At 39.4% G+C, this 16,631-nt stretch carries 13 protein-coding genes; 12 read left to right on the top strand and 1 reads right to left on the bottom strand.

Annotated features, from left to right (window positions below; all coding sequences use genetic code 11):
• The first annotated feature begins 2 nt into the window (after nucleotides 1-2).
• From EKM81_RS08040 to yihA, 7 genes are all read left to right on the top strand, one after another.
• Nucleotides 3-1,682, top strand: a complete 1,680-nt coding sequence (locus EKM81_RS08040) for a ribonuclease J (protein WP_125650571.1) — start codon at nucleotides 3-5, stop codon at nucleotides 1,680-1,682.
• Between the two features lie 83 nt (nucleotides 1,683-1,765).
• Nucleotides 1,766-2,704 (top strand): hypothetical protein, encoded by a 939-nt coding sequence (locus tag EKM81_RS08035; protein WP_125650569.1) that lies wholly within the window; start codon nucleotides 1,766-1,768, stop codon nucleotides 2,702-2,704.
• A gap of 228 nt (nucleotides 2,705-2,932) precedes the next feature.
• The gene (gene tuf, locus EKM81_RS08030) at nucleotides 2,933-4,123 is read left to right on the top strand and encodes an elongation factor Tu (RefSeq protein WP_125650567.1); all 1,191 of its coding nucleotides are present in this window, start codon (nucleotides 2,933-2,935) and stop codon (nucleotides 4,121-4,123) included.
• Between the two features lie 324 nt (nucleotides 4,124-4,447).
• A complete protein-coding gene (locus tag EKM81_RS08025) occupies nucleotides 4,448-4,996 on the top strand; it encodes a GNAT family N-acetyltransferase (protein ID WP_164509262.1) in 549 nt (182 codons plus the stop codon).
• 212 nt (nucleotides 4,997-5,208) lie between these two features.
• Nucleotides 5,209-6,498 carry a trigger factor gene (tig, locus tag EKM81_RS08020; protein WP_125650563.1) on the top strand — a complete coding sequence of 430 codons (1,290 nt, stop codon included), beginning with the start codon at nucleotides 5,209-5,211 and terminating at the stop codon, nucleotides 6,496-6,498.
• 150 nt (nucleotides 6,499-6,648) lie between these two features.
• Nucleotides 6,649-7,902, top strand: a complete 1,254-nt coding sequence (gene clpX, locus EKM81_RS08015) for an ATP-dependent Clp protease ATP-binding subunit ClpX (RefSeq protein WP_125650561.1) — start codon at nucleotides 6,649-6,651, stop codon at nucleotides 7,900-7,902.
• A gap of 236 nt (nucleotides 7,903-8,138) precedes the next feature.
• Nucleotides 8,139-8,726, top strand: a complete 588-nt coding sequence (yihA, locus tag EKM81_RS08010) for a ribosome biogenesis GTP-binding protein YihA/YsxC (RefSeq protein ID WP_125650601.1) — start codon at nucleotides 8,139-8,141, stop codon at nucleotides 8,724-8,726.
• Nucleotides 8,727-8,920: 194 nt separating this feature from the next.
• Here yihA and EKM81_RS11205 read toward each other — a convergent pair whose 3' ends face one another.
• Nucleotides 8,921-9,085 (bottom strand): SPJ_0845 family protein, encoded by a 165-nt coding sequence (locus EKM81_RS11205; protein ID WP_164509261.1) that lies wholly within the window; start codon nucleotides 9,083-9,085, stop codon nucleotides 8,921-8,923.
• A 177-nt stretch (nucleotides 9,086-9,262) separates the two neighbouring features.
• On the opposite strand from EKM81_RS11205, the gene EKM81_RS08005 reads away from it, so the two are divergent.
• The 5 genes from EKM81_RS08005 to EKM81_RS07985 all read left to right on the top strand — a co-directional run bounded on the left by EKM81_RS08005 (nucleotide 9,263) and on the right by EKM81_RS07985 (nucleotide 16,414).
• Nucleotides 9,263-10,003, top strand: a complete 741-nt coding sequence (locus EKM81_RS08005) for an amino acid ABC transporter ATP-binding protein (RefSeq protein ID WP_125650559.1) — start codon at nucleotides 9,263-9,265, stop codon at nucleotides 10,001-10,003.
• A 233-nt stretch (nucleotides 10,004-10,236) separates the two neighbouring features.
• Nucleotides 10,237-12,024 (top strand): excinuclease ABC subunit UvrC, encoded by a 1,788-nt coding sequence (uvrC, locus tag EKM81_RS08000; protein ID WP_125650557.1) that lies wholly within the window; start codon nucleotides 10,237-10,239, stop codon nucleotides 12,022-12,024.
• Nucleotides 12,025-12,622: 598 nt separating this feature from the next.
• Nucleotides 12,623-14,113, top strand: coding sequence for an ABC transporter substrate-binding protein/permease (locus EKM81_RS07995; RefSeq protein ID WP_125650555.1), 1,491 nt, complete (start codon nucleotides 12,623-12,625; stop codon nucleotides 14,111-14,113).
• 202 nt (nucleotides 14,114-14,315) lie between these two features.
• The gene (locus tag EKM81_RS07990; RefSeq protein ID WP_225420221.1) at nucleotides 14,316-14,687 is read left to right on the top strand and encodes a nucleoside triphosphate pyrophosphohydrolase family protein; all 372 of its coding nucleotides are present in this window, start codon (nucleotides 14,316-14,318) and stop codon (nucleotides 14,685-14,687) included.
• A gap of 89 nt (nucleotides 14,688-14,776) precedes the next feature.
• Nucleotides 14,777-16,414 carry an ABC-F family ATP-binding cassette domain-containing protein gene (locus EKM81_RS07985; RefSeq protein ID WP_125650553.1) on the top strand — a complete coding sequence of 546 codons (1,638 nt, stop codon included), beginning with the start codon at nucleotides 14,777-14,779 and terminating at the stop codon, nucleotides 16,412-16,414.
• Nucleotides 16,415-16,631: the final 217 nt, after the last annotated feature.

Below are 16,631 nucleotides of genomic sequence, written 5' to 3'. Positions count from 1 at the left end.
AAATGGTACAAAATTTAAAAGTTATTCCGCTTGGCGGCGTTCGCGAAAACGGAAAGAATATGTATGCTGTTGAAGTCGAAGATGAGATTTATATCTTTGATTGTGGGTTAATGTATCCCGAGAATGAACTGTTAGGAATTGACGTGGTCATTCCTGATTTTACTTATGTATACGAGAATATTGACAAGGTAGTTGGTATTTTCCTAACCCATGGTCATGCTGATGCCATTGGTGCATTACCATATTTCTTGGCAGAACATCGGGTGCCAGTTTTTGGTTCAGAATTATCAATCGCTTTGGCAAAAATTACTGTTAATGGTGAAAAGAAGACCCGCAACTTTAAAGATTTTCATGTAATCGATGAAACATCGGCAATTGATTTCAATCATGCTACAGTTAGCTTCTTCAAAACAACCCATTCAATTCCTGGCTCACTAGGCATTAATTTGAAAACCGATGCTGGCCAAATTGTTTACACTGGTGACTTTAAGTTTGATCAGGCAGCCAAGCCAATGTTTCAAACTGACTATGCCCGAATTGCTGAGGTTGGCCGCGGGAAGACACTGTTGCTATTAAGTGATTCCTCAAATGCTGAGTCACCATATGAAATCAGTAGTGGTCGTGATATTTTGAGTTATATTTTAGAGACTTTTAAATATCATAATGGCCGTATTATTGTTGCTTCAGTAGCAAGTAATATTGAACGAATGCAACAGATTTTTGATGCAGCCGCTAAGACAGGACGTAAAGTTATTTTAACTGGCCGTGACTTAGAGAGGATTGTTAAAACTGCTTTAAAACTTAACTATCTCACGTTGCCTGATCCTAATCTCTTAGCCTTATCCAAGGACTTAAAGACTTTAAAACCCGAAGAAACAATTGTTTTAGAAACTGGTCGGATGGGGGAGCCACTTAAGTCACTAGAACGGATGGCGACTAATCGCCATCGGCTCCTGCATATTAAAGCTGGCGATTTAGTCTTTATTGCGACTACACCGTCACACGCAATGGAAACAACGGTTGCTAAAATGCGTGATATGATTTATCGTGCTGGTGGAACGGTCAAGGCAATTGGTGATGATTTACATGCCTCTGGTCATGCCAACAAAACTGATTTGCAATTAATGATTAATTTGGTCCATCCACAGAATTTAATGCCAGTTCAAGGTGAATATCGTTTACTAGAAACCCATGCTGAAATAGCTGAAGAAACTGGTTTACAACCAGATCATATCTTCATTACTAAAGCTGGTGATGTACTGAAATATGATAAAGGACATTTCCATTTGGCAGCGGCAGTTACAGCTGGTGATACGATGATTGATGGTAAAGGCGTGGGCGATATTGGTAATATTGTGTTGCGCGATCGTCGGCTATTAGCAGATGATGGTATCTTTATTGCGGTAGTCACAATCGATCGCCGCAAAAAGAAGATTGTGGCTAAGCCTAAGCTCACTTCGCGTGGATTTGTCTATGTGAAAGCTAATCGCGATTTGATGTCGGAAAGTTCCGCAATTATTGTTAAAACAATCGATAATAATTTAACTCATAAAGAATTCGATTGGAATAACTTAAAGCAAGATGTTCGCGAAAATTTGAGTAAATATTTATATGATCAAACTAAGCGCCACCCTGTTATTTTGCCAGTCATCATGGAAGTTAATCAGAATCGGCACCGCTAAAAAGTGATTGCCTTGAGTTGGCGTATTTATGATTAATGACTTTTTAAGTCGGCATTAATTGTTATTGAGGAGAGGTTTAAAACATGTCCGAATTTTCTGTTTCAGTTGAAAACTTACTCGCGCTGGCCCAAGAACAAGCACAACAGCAGCAATATTCAAAAGCGCTTGATTATTTGCAGCAAGCCTATGATTTAGATCCAGCTGTCGGCGTTGCTTTACCATATCTACGGGTTGCTATTGCTGCAGATAAATTAGCTTTGGCTCAGGAATTATTGACGACGGCACCGGTAATTGCCGATTTTCAGCAAAAGCACGATTTGGCGGGCTATCAAGCGCTACTATGGCAAGCCCATGGCTATCTCTTGTTAGATCAAGCACCAGACTTGTTTCGTGATCAGGGCTACCAATTTTCTCCTGCAGAAAATGAGCAACTTTTACGATGGCAAAAAGAGTCGGCTCAGATTATACCGTCAGCTGATCAGTTACAGCAAGGACGTCGTTTATTGAACCAGGCTTTGCTAAAACCGTTGGCTGATCATCAGCAAAATTTAGCACCATTATTAAGTTTACCGCCAGCTGATTATCTTCAGTTAGTTACGCCAATTTTACAAAATCCGCTCTTAATGCCATTTTTACGGATGCAGATTTTGATTAATTTACAACGACTTAGCCAACCAGTTACGGTTAGTCTTTATTGGCGGGGACAATTGAAGGAGTTTTCTAGCAATCAGCTAGTAGCAGTTGATCAGCTGCCGGTTTACCAAGAAATGATGCAGTTTCTAACAGCACAACTAGATAGTGGTCAGTTACGCTATTCTGATTTAAGTTTTGCTCAAAGTAATTTAGTTACTTATTTGTTACTGACTTATCCATTCTGCGAAGAAGAATTGCGACCATTGACAAATTGGCAAACTTTTTTAATGACTGGTAAAGTGGGCAGCGATTTGCTACCAGGTGCCAAAGAACAAATTGCCTTTTGGCAAACCCAAGAACAGCAATTATTACAAGCTGCTAATCAATAAATAGTGGTCAAATGATGATTGATTGAGGTTTTTTGTTAAAAAAACGTTTTTTTGGTGGAAAAGGTATTTACAATTTCGCTAACTCTCCGTATAATCAGAAAGGAATATTTCCTTAGCGGAACATGGCTTTTCTGTGCGGGAAGTAGTATAATTAATCGTAGAGAATTTTCGGCGTCAACCATGCAAGCGTCGATTCTTCTTGCAATATTACAGGAGGTTCATTTTATAATGGCAGAAAAAGAGCATTACGAAAGAACTAAGCCCCATGTAAACATTGGGACTATCGGCCACGTCGATCATGGTAAAACTACCTTGACAGCCGCTATTACAAAAGTGTTATCTAAGAAGGGTCTCGCTAAAGCAGAAGATTACGATCAAATTGATAACGCTCCAGAAGAAAAAGAACGTGGTATCACAATCAACACTTCTCATATCGAATACGAAACTGAGAAGCGTCACTACGCTCATATCGATGCCCCAGGACATGCTGACTACGTTAAGAACATGATCACTGGTGCTGCACAAATGGATGGTGCTATCTTAGTTGTTGCTGCAACTGATGGCCCTATGCCACAAACTCGTGAACATATCTTGTTAGCTCGTCAGGTCGGCGTTAACTATCTTGTTGTCTTCTTAAACAAGATTGACTTAGTTGATGATGACGAATTAGTTGACTTGGTTGAAATGGAAGTTCGCGAATTGTTATCAGAATACGATTATCCTGGTGACGATATTCCTGTTATCCGTGGTTCAGCTTTGAAGGCTCTTGAAGGCGACCCTGAACAAGAAAAAGTTATCGAAGAATTGATGGATACAATCGACGAATATATCCCAACTCCAGTTCGTGACACTGACAAGCCATTCTTGATGCCTGTCGAAGATGTCTTCACAATCACTGGTCGTGGTACAGTTGCTTCTGGTCGTATCGACCGTGGTACTGTTAAGATTGGTGACGAAGTTGAAATCATCGGTTTGAAGCAAGAAATCTTGAAGTCAACTGTAACTGGTCTTGAAATGTTCCGTAAGACTTTGGATCTTGGTGAAGCCGGCGATAACGTTGGTGTACTTCTTCGTGGTGTTAACCGTGATCAAGTAGAACGTGGCCAAGTTTTAGCTAAGCCAGGTTCAATCCAAGTTCATAACAAGTTCAAAGGCGAAGTTTATATCTTGAGTAAAGATGAAGGTGGTCGTCATACACCATTCTTCTCAAACTATCGTCCTCAATTCTACTTCCATACTACTGACGTTACTGGTGTGATCGAATTACCAGAAGGCGTTGAGATGGTTATGCCTGGTGACAATGTCACTTTTGAAGTAGATTTAATTGCTCCAGTTGCTATTGAAAAAGGTACTAAGTTTACTGTCCGTGAAGGTGGACGTACTGTTGGTGCCGGTCAGGTAACTGAAATCTTAGACTAATCTATTAGTTGATGATTAAAAACTCGCTGCGGCGAGTTTTTTTGTTGTTCTAGAACGTTAGTATTCTTGATTAATTTGAGATTCAGTATTGAAAGTACGTGGATTTAATTTAACTTGCAGTCATTTATAAAGCTTATTCAGCAGTCGTTCAGATAAAACTGAAGGTTGCTGAATAGGCTTTTTTGTATCACCATTCAACTAGACTGGTCAATTCTGCATAGCTTGCCGTCTGAACATGTGAAGTGCGGTTTGACTTTTAATCATGACTATCTATAATTAACTGTTAATCGTTGCGTTATGCAAAGCAAAAGGAAGGTACTCATCATGTTTACATTTTGTCAGTTTGAGCTTAATCATCATTCAATTAAATTGGTTTATCCGGATGCAAAATATGCCACCGGGCTTTATGAACAGGTCGCAGCTAATCGTGCGACATTTAGTCAGTGGTTGCCGTGGGCGGTTCTGATGCATTCAACAATTGATGAGGCAAATTTCTTGGCCCAGGCACGAACAGAAATTGCCACTAACGAATTAATTTTAGTGGTCATTTTGGTTGATGAGCAACCAGCAGGCATGCTTGATTTGCATAATATTAGCCAGCTAAATCATCAAGGTGAGATCGGCTATTGGTTGGGTACTGATTTTCAAGGTCAAGGTATTATGACTACGGCTCTTGAAAAGTTCGCTGAAAAATTATTTGTGACAGGTCAATTTCATAAATTGCTCTTACTGGCTGATCAGGCAAACAAAAGCAGCCGTGCTGTTGCAACTCGAGTGGGCTTTCAACATGTTGGTACTTTAAAGGAACATTTATTTTTAAATGATCGATTTGATGATGCGGAACTATTTGAATTAATTGCCCCGACAATCTAAATTTAGTGCTGAGTAACTATTTAGTTCTGGTCAGCAGTCTATTTGCAGTCTGACCAAATTTTAGTAACAAATAGCGTATTTTTACTGAAATCTAACTAAAAACCCGCTATTTCGCTAACTTATAAGAAAGTTTCATTTACTTTTTTTGGCAAATAAGATACTATTAATAAGTATGAAAAACAGATAGACGTAATATATCGGAGGTAAATTTAATGACGGCCACATGGGAGAAAAAAGGCACCAATGATGGTGAACTCACTTTTGAAATTGATGTAAATAAAATTAGCGAAGGTTTAGACCAAGCTTTTAAACGCGTTAAGAAAAACTTGAACGTACCTGGTTTCCGTAAGGGTAAAGTGCCCCGTGAAGTCTTTAACCAAATGTATGGTGAAGCTTCATTGTATGAAGATGCTTTGAACATCTTATTACCAGATAGTTATGAACAAGCGATTGTTGATACTAAAATCGAACCTGTTGCACAACCTGAAATCAGTGTTGAAAAGATGGATCCTAAAGAACCTTGGGTAATCAAAGCCAAAGTTACTGTTAAACCTGAAGTTAAATTAGGTGATTATAAGGGCATCAAAGTCCCTAAGGAAGACACTGAAGTAACTGATGCTGATGTTGACGCTGAATTAGAAAAACGTCGCCAACAACAAGCTGAGCTCGTTTTGAAAGAAGACGGCGCTAGCGAAAAAGGCGATACAGTTGTCATTGATTATGTGGGAACTGTTGATGGCGAGAAATTTGATGGCGGTAGCGCTGAAAACTACTCACTTGAATTAGGCTCAAATAGCTTCATCCCTGGTTTTGAAGATCAATTAATTGGTCATAAATCTGGTGACGAAGTTGAAGTTAAAGTGACTTTCCCTGAAGATTACCAAGCTAAGGAATTAGCAGGTAAGGAAGCTATCTTTGCGACAACTGTTCATGAAGTTAAGACTAAAGAAGTGCCTGAATTAGATGATGATTTTGCTAAGGATATTGATGAAGAAGTTAGTACTTTAGTTGAATTGAAAGCTAAGATCAAAGATGAATTAGCTAAGAACAAGAAAGAACAAGCTGAATCTGCTAAGCAAGAAGCTGCCATTAATGGTGCAGTTGCTAATGCCGAGGTTGTTGACTTACCACAAGCAATGATCGAAACTGAAATTCATAACCAAATGGATCAGTACTTAGGCAATATGCAACGTCAAGGTGTTAACCCTGATATGTACTACAAGTTAACTGGTACTTCTGAAGATGATTTGCACAAGCAATTCGAACAAAATGCAGATCAGAATGTTAAGACAAACCTTGTTTTAGAGGCAATTGTTAAGGCTGAAGGAATTGAACCAAGTCAAGAAGAAATTGACAAGGAAATCAATGACTTAGCAGCTGAATATAATATGGAAGCTGACGCTGTACGCAAAGCTTTAACTGATGATATGTTGAAACACGATATTGGTATTAAAAAAGCTATCGATATTGTGACTGATTCAGCCGTCGAAGAAGATAAATAAGCGTTTCAAGTTTTTAATGGAGAAGGCTGAACGTAGGGTTCAGCCTTCTTTTATTCAGTTGTCCAGCCTAGCCAAACAAATAACTTTACAAGGTGAACAGAATCGTGTTAAGATTCAACACTAAATTAAGTGAATAAAGGTGGACAGATAATGTTTGATAATACGCAGACCACAGGCACCGTTAAGTGTTCTTTTTGTGGTAAGACTCAAGATCAAGTTAAGAAAATCATTGCTGGACCTGGTGTCTATATTTGTAATGAATGTATTGATCTCTGCAAAGATATTTTAGATGAAGAATTACAAGCAGATGCTGCGGAACAACAAGTCGAAGTACCACGTCCGCGAGAAATTCTCGACTTCTTAAATGAATATGTTATTGGTCAAGATGATGCTAAAAAAGCGCTCTCAGTTGCTGTTTATAACCATTATAAGCGAGTTAATCATATGTTAACTGCTGAAAAGGGCGAGACAGAACTCCAAAAAAGTAATATTGCCTTAATTGGACCAACTGGTTCAGGTAAAACTTTCTTAGCGCAAAGTTTAGCGCGGATTTTAAATGTGCCGTTTGCGATTGCTGACGCCACAACTTTAACTGAAGCTGGTTATGTTGGTGAAGACGTTGAGAATATCCTTTTGAAATTGTTGCAAAACGCTGATTACGATGTTGATCGGGCTCAAAAGGGCATTGTTTATATTGACGAAATTGATAAGATTGCCAAAAAGAGTGAGAATGTTTCAATTACCCGTGACGTTTCTGGTGAAGGGGTCCAACAGGCACTTTTGAAGATTCTTGAAGGCACGATTGCTAATGTACCACCTCAGGGCGGACGGAAGCATCCGCAACAAGAGTTTATCCAGATTGACACGACCAACATTCTTTTTATTGTTGGTGGCGCATTTGATGGCATCGAAAACATCATTCGTAATCGCTTAGGTGAACAAGTGATCGGTTTTGGTGCGCTTAATGAGCAAAAACAAAAAATTGCTGATTCGGCTCATATTATGCAACAAGTTATTCCGGAAGATTTGATGAAATTTGGGATTATTCCTGAATTTATTGGTCGAATTCCAATTATTACGGCTTTAAATAAGTTAAATGAAGATGATTTGGTTCAGATTTTAACAGCGCCAAAAAATGCTTTGGTTAAGCAATATCAGAAACTGATCGAGCTAGATGATGTGCAACTAGAGTTTACACCTACTGCTTTAAAAGCAATGGCACATGAGGCAATTGCGCGTGACACTGGTGCGCGTGGCTTACGGGCCATTATGGAAGAAGTTATGCAAGATACTATGTTTAACTTACCTGAGGAGCAAGATGTGGCGAAAGTAGTTGTGACGAAGGAAGCTGTTGAAGGTACTGGCAAACCTGAATTAGTTCGCCAGAGTGAGAAGGCTTCGTAATTAGTAAACGGCAATGACGTCAGTTCTTTAGTAAACATAAAACAAACGTTAGGTGCTGAATGTGTTCTCAAAAGGCCGTCAGTTCCGTTTAACGCCAGAAAAGCGAACAATTCAGACGAATTGTTCGCTTTTTTACGTTAATATTCACTGGTGAATCGCCTTTTATTATACGCTGCTGTTTCTAATGGCAGCAATGTTAAAATAAGAAGTATAAGTGAAAATAAAGGAGGGGCATGATGCAAGTTAATCAAATTGAGTTATTAATCAGTGCGGTCGCCCCAGCACAGTATCCTAAAAATCAGTTACCCGAAATAGCCATGGCTGGCCGCTCTAACGTGGGTAAATCCTCGGTTATTAATCGACTGGTGCAACGTAAGGGATTTGCCCGGACGTCGAGTCAACCTGGTAAAACGCAAACATTGAATTTTTATCAAATTAATCAAGATTTGAATTTAGTGGACGTACCTGGTTATGGCTATGCCAAAGTTTCGAAAAAGCAGCGTGAACAGTTTGGTAAGATTTGTGAGGCTTATTTCCAAGAACGAGCAACCTTGAAGGGTGTTATTTTATTAGTTGATGGTCGGCATGATCCTAGTGAAGACGATCAATTAATGTATGATTTTATTCGGTATTACGACCGACCGATTCTTGTGGTTGCAACTAAAATGGATAAGGTGACTCGTAATCACCAAGCCGGTAGTTTACAACGAATCCGTAAGGTTTTGCAAGTACCAAAGTCTGATCTTGTCTTACCTTCTAGTGCTTTGGCCAATACGGGATATGAGGATATCTGGCGCTGGACTGAACAGCGAATTGCTAAGTAGACTCAAGCTTTTTGTAAAAAATTCCAACTGGGGTTTTATGTGCTAAAGTTTTGGCAGTGACGTCAATTGAATAATCAGACTAAAATAACCTGTGTGATCTCTTTCCAGATAAAGAAAGGTGTCACACAGTCAGCATCGAGGTTATTTTCACAGCTAAACTATTTTAGTTTCTGAATAATAGGTAGCACGAAGTATTATTGGTTGTCAGCCGGACTGGATTTCTTGTCGGCCTTGGCTTGTTTGTCTTGGTCAGCTTTGATACTCTGTGCCATCACGCCGTCTTTCTTATCCTCAGGTAGCGTGGCAAATTTGTCGAAGAGACTGGTTAATTTATCGTCACGTTTTACAGTTATTGCCATTAAGGTCACCTACACTTTCTTACTGTTAGCATACCACGGTTTCTAGAAAAGTAAAAAAGATTTTTTCGTGAAATTCAAAAGGTATAAATATGCAATATTAACTTTTATTTTCGAACAATATTGCATATTTATAAATTTAATGCTATACTTTCTTCATTACTTACAGTGGGTGAGAACATGAAAACAATTTTAGCAACGCAACAATTAGAAAAAAAAATTGGCGACAACTTAGTTTTAAAAGGAATTGATTCTGAAGTTCAAGCGGGACAAGTAATTGTTGTCATTGGACCTTCAGGTAGTGGGAAGAGTACTTACTTACGCTGCCTGAATTTATTGGAGCAACCAACGTCAGGTGAGGTTTTATTCGAAGGCGAACACTTAAACCAGTTGTCAGAAACCGATTTAGATCAGGTTCGTGAGAAGATGGGGATGGTTTTCCAATCATTCAATTTGTTCGCGAATTATTCAGTTTTAGATAATGTTAATTTGGCACCACTAAATGTCCAGTCGTTAAGTAAAGCTGAAGCCAATAAACAAGCACTTGCTTTGTTGAATCAAGTTGGATTAGCTGATAAAGCTGAGGCGATGCCGAGTAGTTTATCAGGTGGCCAGCAACAACGGGTAGCCATCGCCCGCGCTTTGGCAATGCATCCTGATGTGATGCTATTTGATGAGCCCACTTCAGCATTAGATCCAGAAATGGTCGGCGAAGTGCTAAACGTGATGAAAGAATTGACGCAAACAGGTATGACCATGGTGATTGTCACTCATGAAATGGGTTTTGCGAAGAATGTTGCTGATGAGGTCTGGTTTATGGATGACGGTCAAATTATTGAAAAAGGAACCCCAACACAAGTTTTTGATCATCCTCAAGAACAGCGCACGCAAGATTTCTTATCGAAAGTTTTGCAAAGCTAGGCGCGTGTGACTAAAGGCGTTAAGTGGAGCCGGTTGCTTTTTGCGAACCCGGTTCAGCCACCAAAGTGCAACTTTGGGTTGTTTAACCGATTGATGGGCCCAGACTTATCAGATGAGTCTGACTAGAATCAACTATATTTTAAAAGCGAACATATTATCGTATAATAGTTAACAGGAAACTGTTAACTATTTTTTGCGTCAACAGCTGTTATTTTATTTTGGAGGTGAGCCAGTTGGCCTCAGAACACTTGGAACATAAACTTGCTTTGTTACCTGATTTACCTGGTTGTTATTTGATGAAAAATTTAAACGCACAGGTCATTTATGTTGGCAAGGCTAAGAATTTAAAAAATCGGGTTCGATCGTACTTTAAAAGTAGTCACACTGGCAAAACAGAACGATTAGTTGCAGAAATCGTTGACTTTGAAACGATTATTACTTCGACAAACAAAGAGGCTTTTTTACTTGAAATTACGTTAATTCAGAAATATAAGCCTTATTACAACATTCGTCTGAAACAGGGCGGCAACTATCCCTATATTAAAATCACAAATGAGCGCGACCCCATGATGCAAATCACTGGTGAAATTAAAAAAGATGGTGCTTATTATTTTGGACCTTATACCAACGTCTACGCGGCGGAAGAAACGATGCATTTTCTTCAGAAAGTTTATCCCTTACGCCGTTGTGCTGGACATTTAGGTCGTCCCTGTTTGTATTATCATATGGGGCAGTGTCTGGGTGCCTGCTTCCGGGAAGTCCCTGAGGCTGAGTATCAACAGCAAATCGAGCGGATCAAGCGTTTCTTAAATGGTCATGTTGATGTGATCAAGCGAAAGCTAACGCGCGAGATGCAAACGGCTTCCTCTGAATTGCACTTCGAACGAGCAGCAGAGTTACGCGATCAATTGCATTATATTACGGCAACTGTGGAAAAGCAGAAAATTATTTCTAATGACCATACTCCACGTGATATTTATGGTTTTTATGTTGATAAGGGGTGGCTGTCAGTTCAGATTTTCTTCTTACGTCAGGCGCGCTTGATGAAACGGGTTAAACGGTTGTTCCCATTGGTGACTGATGATCCCATGGAAGCGTTAGGCACATTTATTTTGCAATTTTATAGTCGCAAAGATAATGTTTTACCGCGGGAAATCTTAGTTCCAGCAGGTGTCGAAAAAGATGTTCTAGAAGAAATTCTTCAAATTCCAGTGCGAACGCCGGCTCGTGGCCAGAAAAAAGCATTGCTAGATTTGGCTAACAAAAATGCTAAATTAGTTTTAGATGAAAAATTTCGTCTGTTGGAACTAGACGAGCGACAAACCTTAGGTGCTCAGAATGAAATTCTTAGTGCTTTAGGATTACCAGATGGTCATGTTTTAGAGGCTTTTGATCACTCCCATATTCAAGGGAGCGAGCCAGTTTCTGCAATGGTCAGTTTTCTTGATGGCCGGCCAGATAAGCATAGTTATCGCAAATATAAGCTAAAGGGCGCAGTTGAGCACCAAAACGGGGCTGATGAAGCTGCCAATACCCGAGAAGTTATTCGGCGACGATATCTACGACTGCTCAAGGAACAAAAGCCCTTACCAGATTTAATTCTGATGGACGGTGGTATTATTGAAATGGCAGCTGCTGAAGATGTTTTGTGTAACGAACTAGATTTGCAAATTCCAGTTGCCGGCATGGTGAAGAATGATAAACATAAAACAGCGCAGTTGATTTATGGTCCTAATGCCCAACCGATTCATTTAGATCCCAAGTCGCAAGGCTTTTACTTACTCCAACGGATTCAAGATGAAGTGCACCGGTTTGCAATTACTTTTCATCGCCAAAGCCATAGCAAAAATGCCCTGTCTTCGCGGCTAGAAACGATCCAAGGAGTGGGGCCAAAAACGCGAACAAAATTACTCAAACATTTTGGCTCGTTAAAAAAAATTAAAAGTGCTTCACTAGAAGAAATTCAAGATCTAGGCATTTCTAAAACCGTCGCGCAAACAATTAAATTAGCAATTCAATAATTATAAAACCAGCTAACCATGCAGCATGATCAATTATCAGCTGCTGGTTAGCTGGTTTATTTTAATCCTTAAAAAAGAATCTGAGATTGCCTTACTGGAATGAAATCCGTTAGTTTCGGTTTGAGTGGTTCTTGGCTAATCAGGTTAGCTGCCACTGTTTTTTTGGATACAGTACTAAGGTAATCTTCGGCTGTCCTAGACCAAGTTTAGCGGGCTTTCAGAAGCGTATGAGCTAATTGTGAGAGACCAATAATGACCAAAATACCTAAAATCAGACTGAGCCATGAGTGACTACCAAATTTTATCCAAAGGACACAGGCAACTATTTCGAGGGTAAAAATCAAATATTTCAATTACAAGCAACTCCTTTTCCCCTGGAGACCCTTAGTTTAACGCAAGCGCGTACAAAACAGAAAAGTTATGCTTAGTGAGATGAATATATTAAATACGGTATTTGTTAATTAGGCTGGTATATTAAGGGCTTAGTGGAGAATATTCACGATTTTTATGAATAAAAAAACATTTTAAGAAAAAATAGTGCATATTTATTAATAATGCGGTATACTATTCCTATCATATTTGGAATAGGAAGATTTCGATGAAGCAAATTAAACGTAAAGTATGGGCTTTAATCGCCTTAGTGATGATTTTATTAGGAACGTTGGGGACGTTGCCAACACAAAATAGTCAGGCCGCTGTGACCGATCCTACCTTAACCGCCATTAAAAAACGCGGTTACATGGTTTTAGGGGTGTCGGCAGACTATCCGCCATATGAATTTCATAAAACAATTACTGGGCAGGATAAAATTGTCGGTTTCGATATTTCTTTGGCCCGGCAAGTAGCGAAGGACATTGGTGTTGAGTTACGAATCAAAGAAATGGGTTTTGATTCATTACTGGGCAGCTTAAAAACGGGTAAAGTCGATATGATCGTTTCCGCGATGACACCAACGCCTGAACGGGAAAAAGAAGTGGCTTTTTCGAAATCATATTTAACCGTTGCTCAAAAAGTTGTGGTGCGTAAGGGCGAAGAAAATAAATATCGTAGTGTGATGGATTTCAAGGGCCAGAAGGTTGGCGTCCAAAAACAGACGACACAGGAAACAACTGCGAAAGATGAAATGACAGATGCAACAGTTGTTTCGTTGGAAAAAGTAACTGATTTGATCCTTAACTTACAACAAAAGAAGCTAAGCGCTGTTGTAGTTGAGGCGCCAGTTGCGGATGCGTACGTGCAACAAAATCCAGCCTTGACCTTAGCAAATATTAAATTTACAAATTCGGACTATGATTGTGCCGTAGCTGTTTCTAAAGAAGCACCAGCTTATTTAGCTTCAGTCAACAAAACAATTACTAAGGTTCAGAAAAATGGTCAATTTAAAGAATGGCGTAAAGAAGCCAATGCCCAAATGTTTAGTAAGCAGAACTTCTTTCAGGCTTACGGCAGTTATTTTCTTAAAGGCACAGGCATCACAATTGTTTTAACTATTATTGGGGTATTCTTTGGTAGTTTATTAGGTACATTGCTGGCCTTGATGAAACGCGCTAAGAATAAAATTGTTAAAGGTATTGCGATTGTTTATATTCAGTACTTCCGGGGAACACCTTTGTTGGTCCAAGTATTTATGATTTACTTTGGGACGCAGTTGCTACACCTTAACGTTTCAGCATTTGTTTCAGCAGCGGTGGCCTTGTCTCTGAACTCAGGAGCCTATGTATCGGAAGTGATTCGTTCTGGGATTGAATCAGTTGCTAAAGGCCAAACTGAGGCAGCACGTTCATTAGGCCTGTCGCGAAAACAAGCCATGCGTTTAGTTGTTCTTCCGCAAGCTGTTAAAACAATTTTGCCGGCTTTAGGTAACGAGTTTATTTCTTTACTGAAGGAATCCGCGATTGTCAGTGTTATCGGGGTTGGCGAATTGATGTTCCAGACTAGTGTTGTTCAAGGGTCTAGCTTCAAGCCATTCTTACCTTTAGTTATCACTTCATTAATTTACTTCGTTTTAACATTACTGTTATCACTATTATTGAAGACTTTCGAGAAGAAATTGCATGCAAAAGATCCTTTGAAAAAAGCAGCAGAATAGATCAATCATAAAAACTTGCTTGATTAACTAAGGCAAGTTTTTTTGGTTCGCTTCAGTCATAAGCAATAATCGGAATTGAGCGTTTGTTGGTGATTTCCTGAAGACTGTGAGTACGTCAAATCGTTAGAAAAGCATGGTAAAATGGAAATTATTACTAAGTAGTTAGCTAACGGATATTAACTGAAATAAGGAGTGGCCGCATATGTCAGCACAAATTCATGAATTAGATCCCGAAAATCACGGTGCCAAGTTAAAACTTGATGAAACTAGTGCACCAGAAATTAGGCAGATGATGCAAGCCTTAGTTGATTTTCGGCGAAAAAAAGGGTGGGATGAAAGTAATTTGAAAGACTTGGCGATTGCCTTAACTGGGGAAACTAACGAGGTGCTGGATATTTTTAAGTGGCATCCAGAGACTGAGCCACTATCTGAACATGATCTAGCCCATCTAGAAGAGGAGCTGGCTGATGTGCAAATCTATGTTTATGATATCTGCCTTAGTTTAGGACTGGATCCTTTAAAACTAGTGCAAGCCAAACATAAAATTAATCAGGGTCGGACATGGTCAGAATAATTTTGTGCGATTGATTTGTAGGTTGCAACCCGGTTAGATTGCCGGTATAATGCGAATTAACGACCTTTTATGAAATGAGGATTATTAATTTGATTACTGTAAGTGATGTCAGTTTGCATTTTGCCGATCGCAAATTGTTCCAGGATGTCAATATTAAATTTGCGCCAGGTAACTGTTATGGCCTAATTGGCGCCAATGGTGCTGGTAAGTCGACTTTTCTTAAAGTTTTAGCTGGTGAGATTCAACCATCGACCGGCGCTGTCACGCTCGGGCCGAATGAGCGGCTCGCAACTTTGAAGCAGAACCATTTCGATTATGATGATTATACTGTTATGGAAACAGTGATTATGGGGCATACTACGTTATATGACATCATGCAGGCCAAGGATGCAATTTATAATAAGCCAGATTTTGATGAGGCTGATGGCATTCGAGCTGCTGAATTAGAAGCAGAATTTGGTGAAATGGGCGGCTGGGAAGCTGAGGGTGAGGCTTCGCAAATGTTGCAAGGCTTGAACATTCCTGAAAGTTTACACCAAGAAAAGATGGCCCATTTAACAGCCGTTCAGAAAGTCAAGGTGTTATTGGCGCAGGCTTTATTTGGCCAACCTGATGTGTTACTTTTGGACGAACCAACTAATGGTTTAGATGTTGCCTCAATTGATTGGCTGGAGGAGTTTTTGCTCAACTTTGAAAACACCGTCATTGTGGTTTCTCATGACCGTTATTTTCTGAATAAAGTTTGTACTTACATGGCTGATTTGGATTATGGTCAAATTAAGCTATATGCTGGTAACTATGATTTCTGGTTAGAGTCTTCGCAGTTAGCCCAAAAGTTGATGCAAGAGCAAAACACTAAAAAAGAAGAAAAAATTAAAGAGTTACAGGATTTCATTGCCCGTTTCTCGGCGAACGCTTCAAAATCAAAGCAAGCGACTTCTCGTAAAAAAATGCTTGATAAAATTACTTTAGATGACATTCAGCCTAGTTCCCGGCGTTATCCGTTTATTAAATTTGTTCCTAATCGGGAAATTGGTAATGATTTATTGCAAGTGGATAATCTGTCAGTGACCGTTGATGGCAAAAAGATTTTGGATCAAGTTAGTTTTACCTTGAATAAAGAGGATAAGGTTGCTTTTCTTGGTGAAAATGATATGGTCACCACGACTTTGTTTAAAGTAATCACTGGTGAATTAACACCTGATTCTGGAACGGTCACTTGGGGAGTGACCACTAGTCAAGCCTATTTGCCTAATGATTTTAATCACCTCTTTACTGAAGACACACCGATTCTAGATTGGTTGCGCCAATTTGCAGAACCTGGTGAAGATGATAATACTTTCTTACGAGGCTTTTTAGGGCGGATGTTATTCTCCGGTGACGACGTAATGAAGGCAGTCAATGTACTTTCTGGTGGTGAGAAAGTCCGAGTAATGTTAGCCAAGCTAATGTTATTGAAAGCAAATGTGCTTTTATTGGATGATCCTACCAATCATTTAGATTTGGAATCAATTACGGCTTTAAATGATGGCCTGATGGACTATCAAGGCGCAATTTTATTTGCTTCCCATGATCATCAATTTATTCAAACAATTGCTAATCGATTGATTTATTTAACGGCGCACGGGGTTGTTGATCGTGCTGAAACAACTTATGATGAATTTCGTAATAATCAGCAGGTTCAGCAGCGAATTATTGAATTATCTGGTGCTGGCGCGGAAATTTGATTTAATCGCGTCGTTGAGGTATTAAAAACAGCTTTAGCAAAAATAGTCTGGGACAGCAGTCATTTAAACAAAATAAGGCCGAACTGTAGTTGCCGGGATGTGTTTTCAAAAGGTGACCGGCTCCGCTTAACGCTAAAATACCGAGCAATTCTGCACTATGCCCTGTCAAGTTGACAGATGAAATAATATAAAATTGAATTTGTCTCTAAACGGCTTC

The sequence above is a fragment of the Lapidilactobacillus gannanensis genome (genome assembly GCF_003946675.1).
Taxonomy (GTDB): domain Bacteria; phylum Bacillota; class Bacilli; order Lactobacillales; family Lactobacillaceae; genus Lapidilactobacillus; species Lapidilactobacillus gannanensis.
This window is presented reverse-complemented; position numbering and strand designations above follow the sequence as displayed.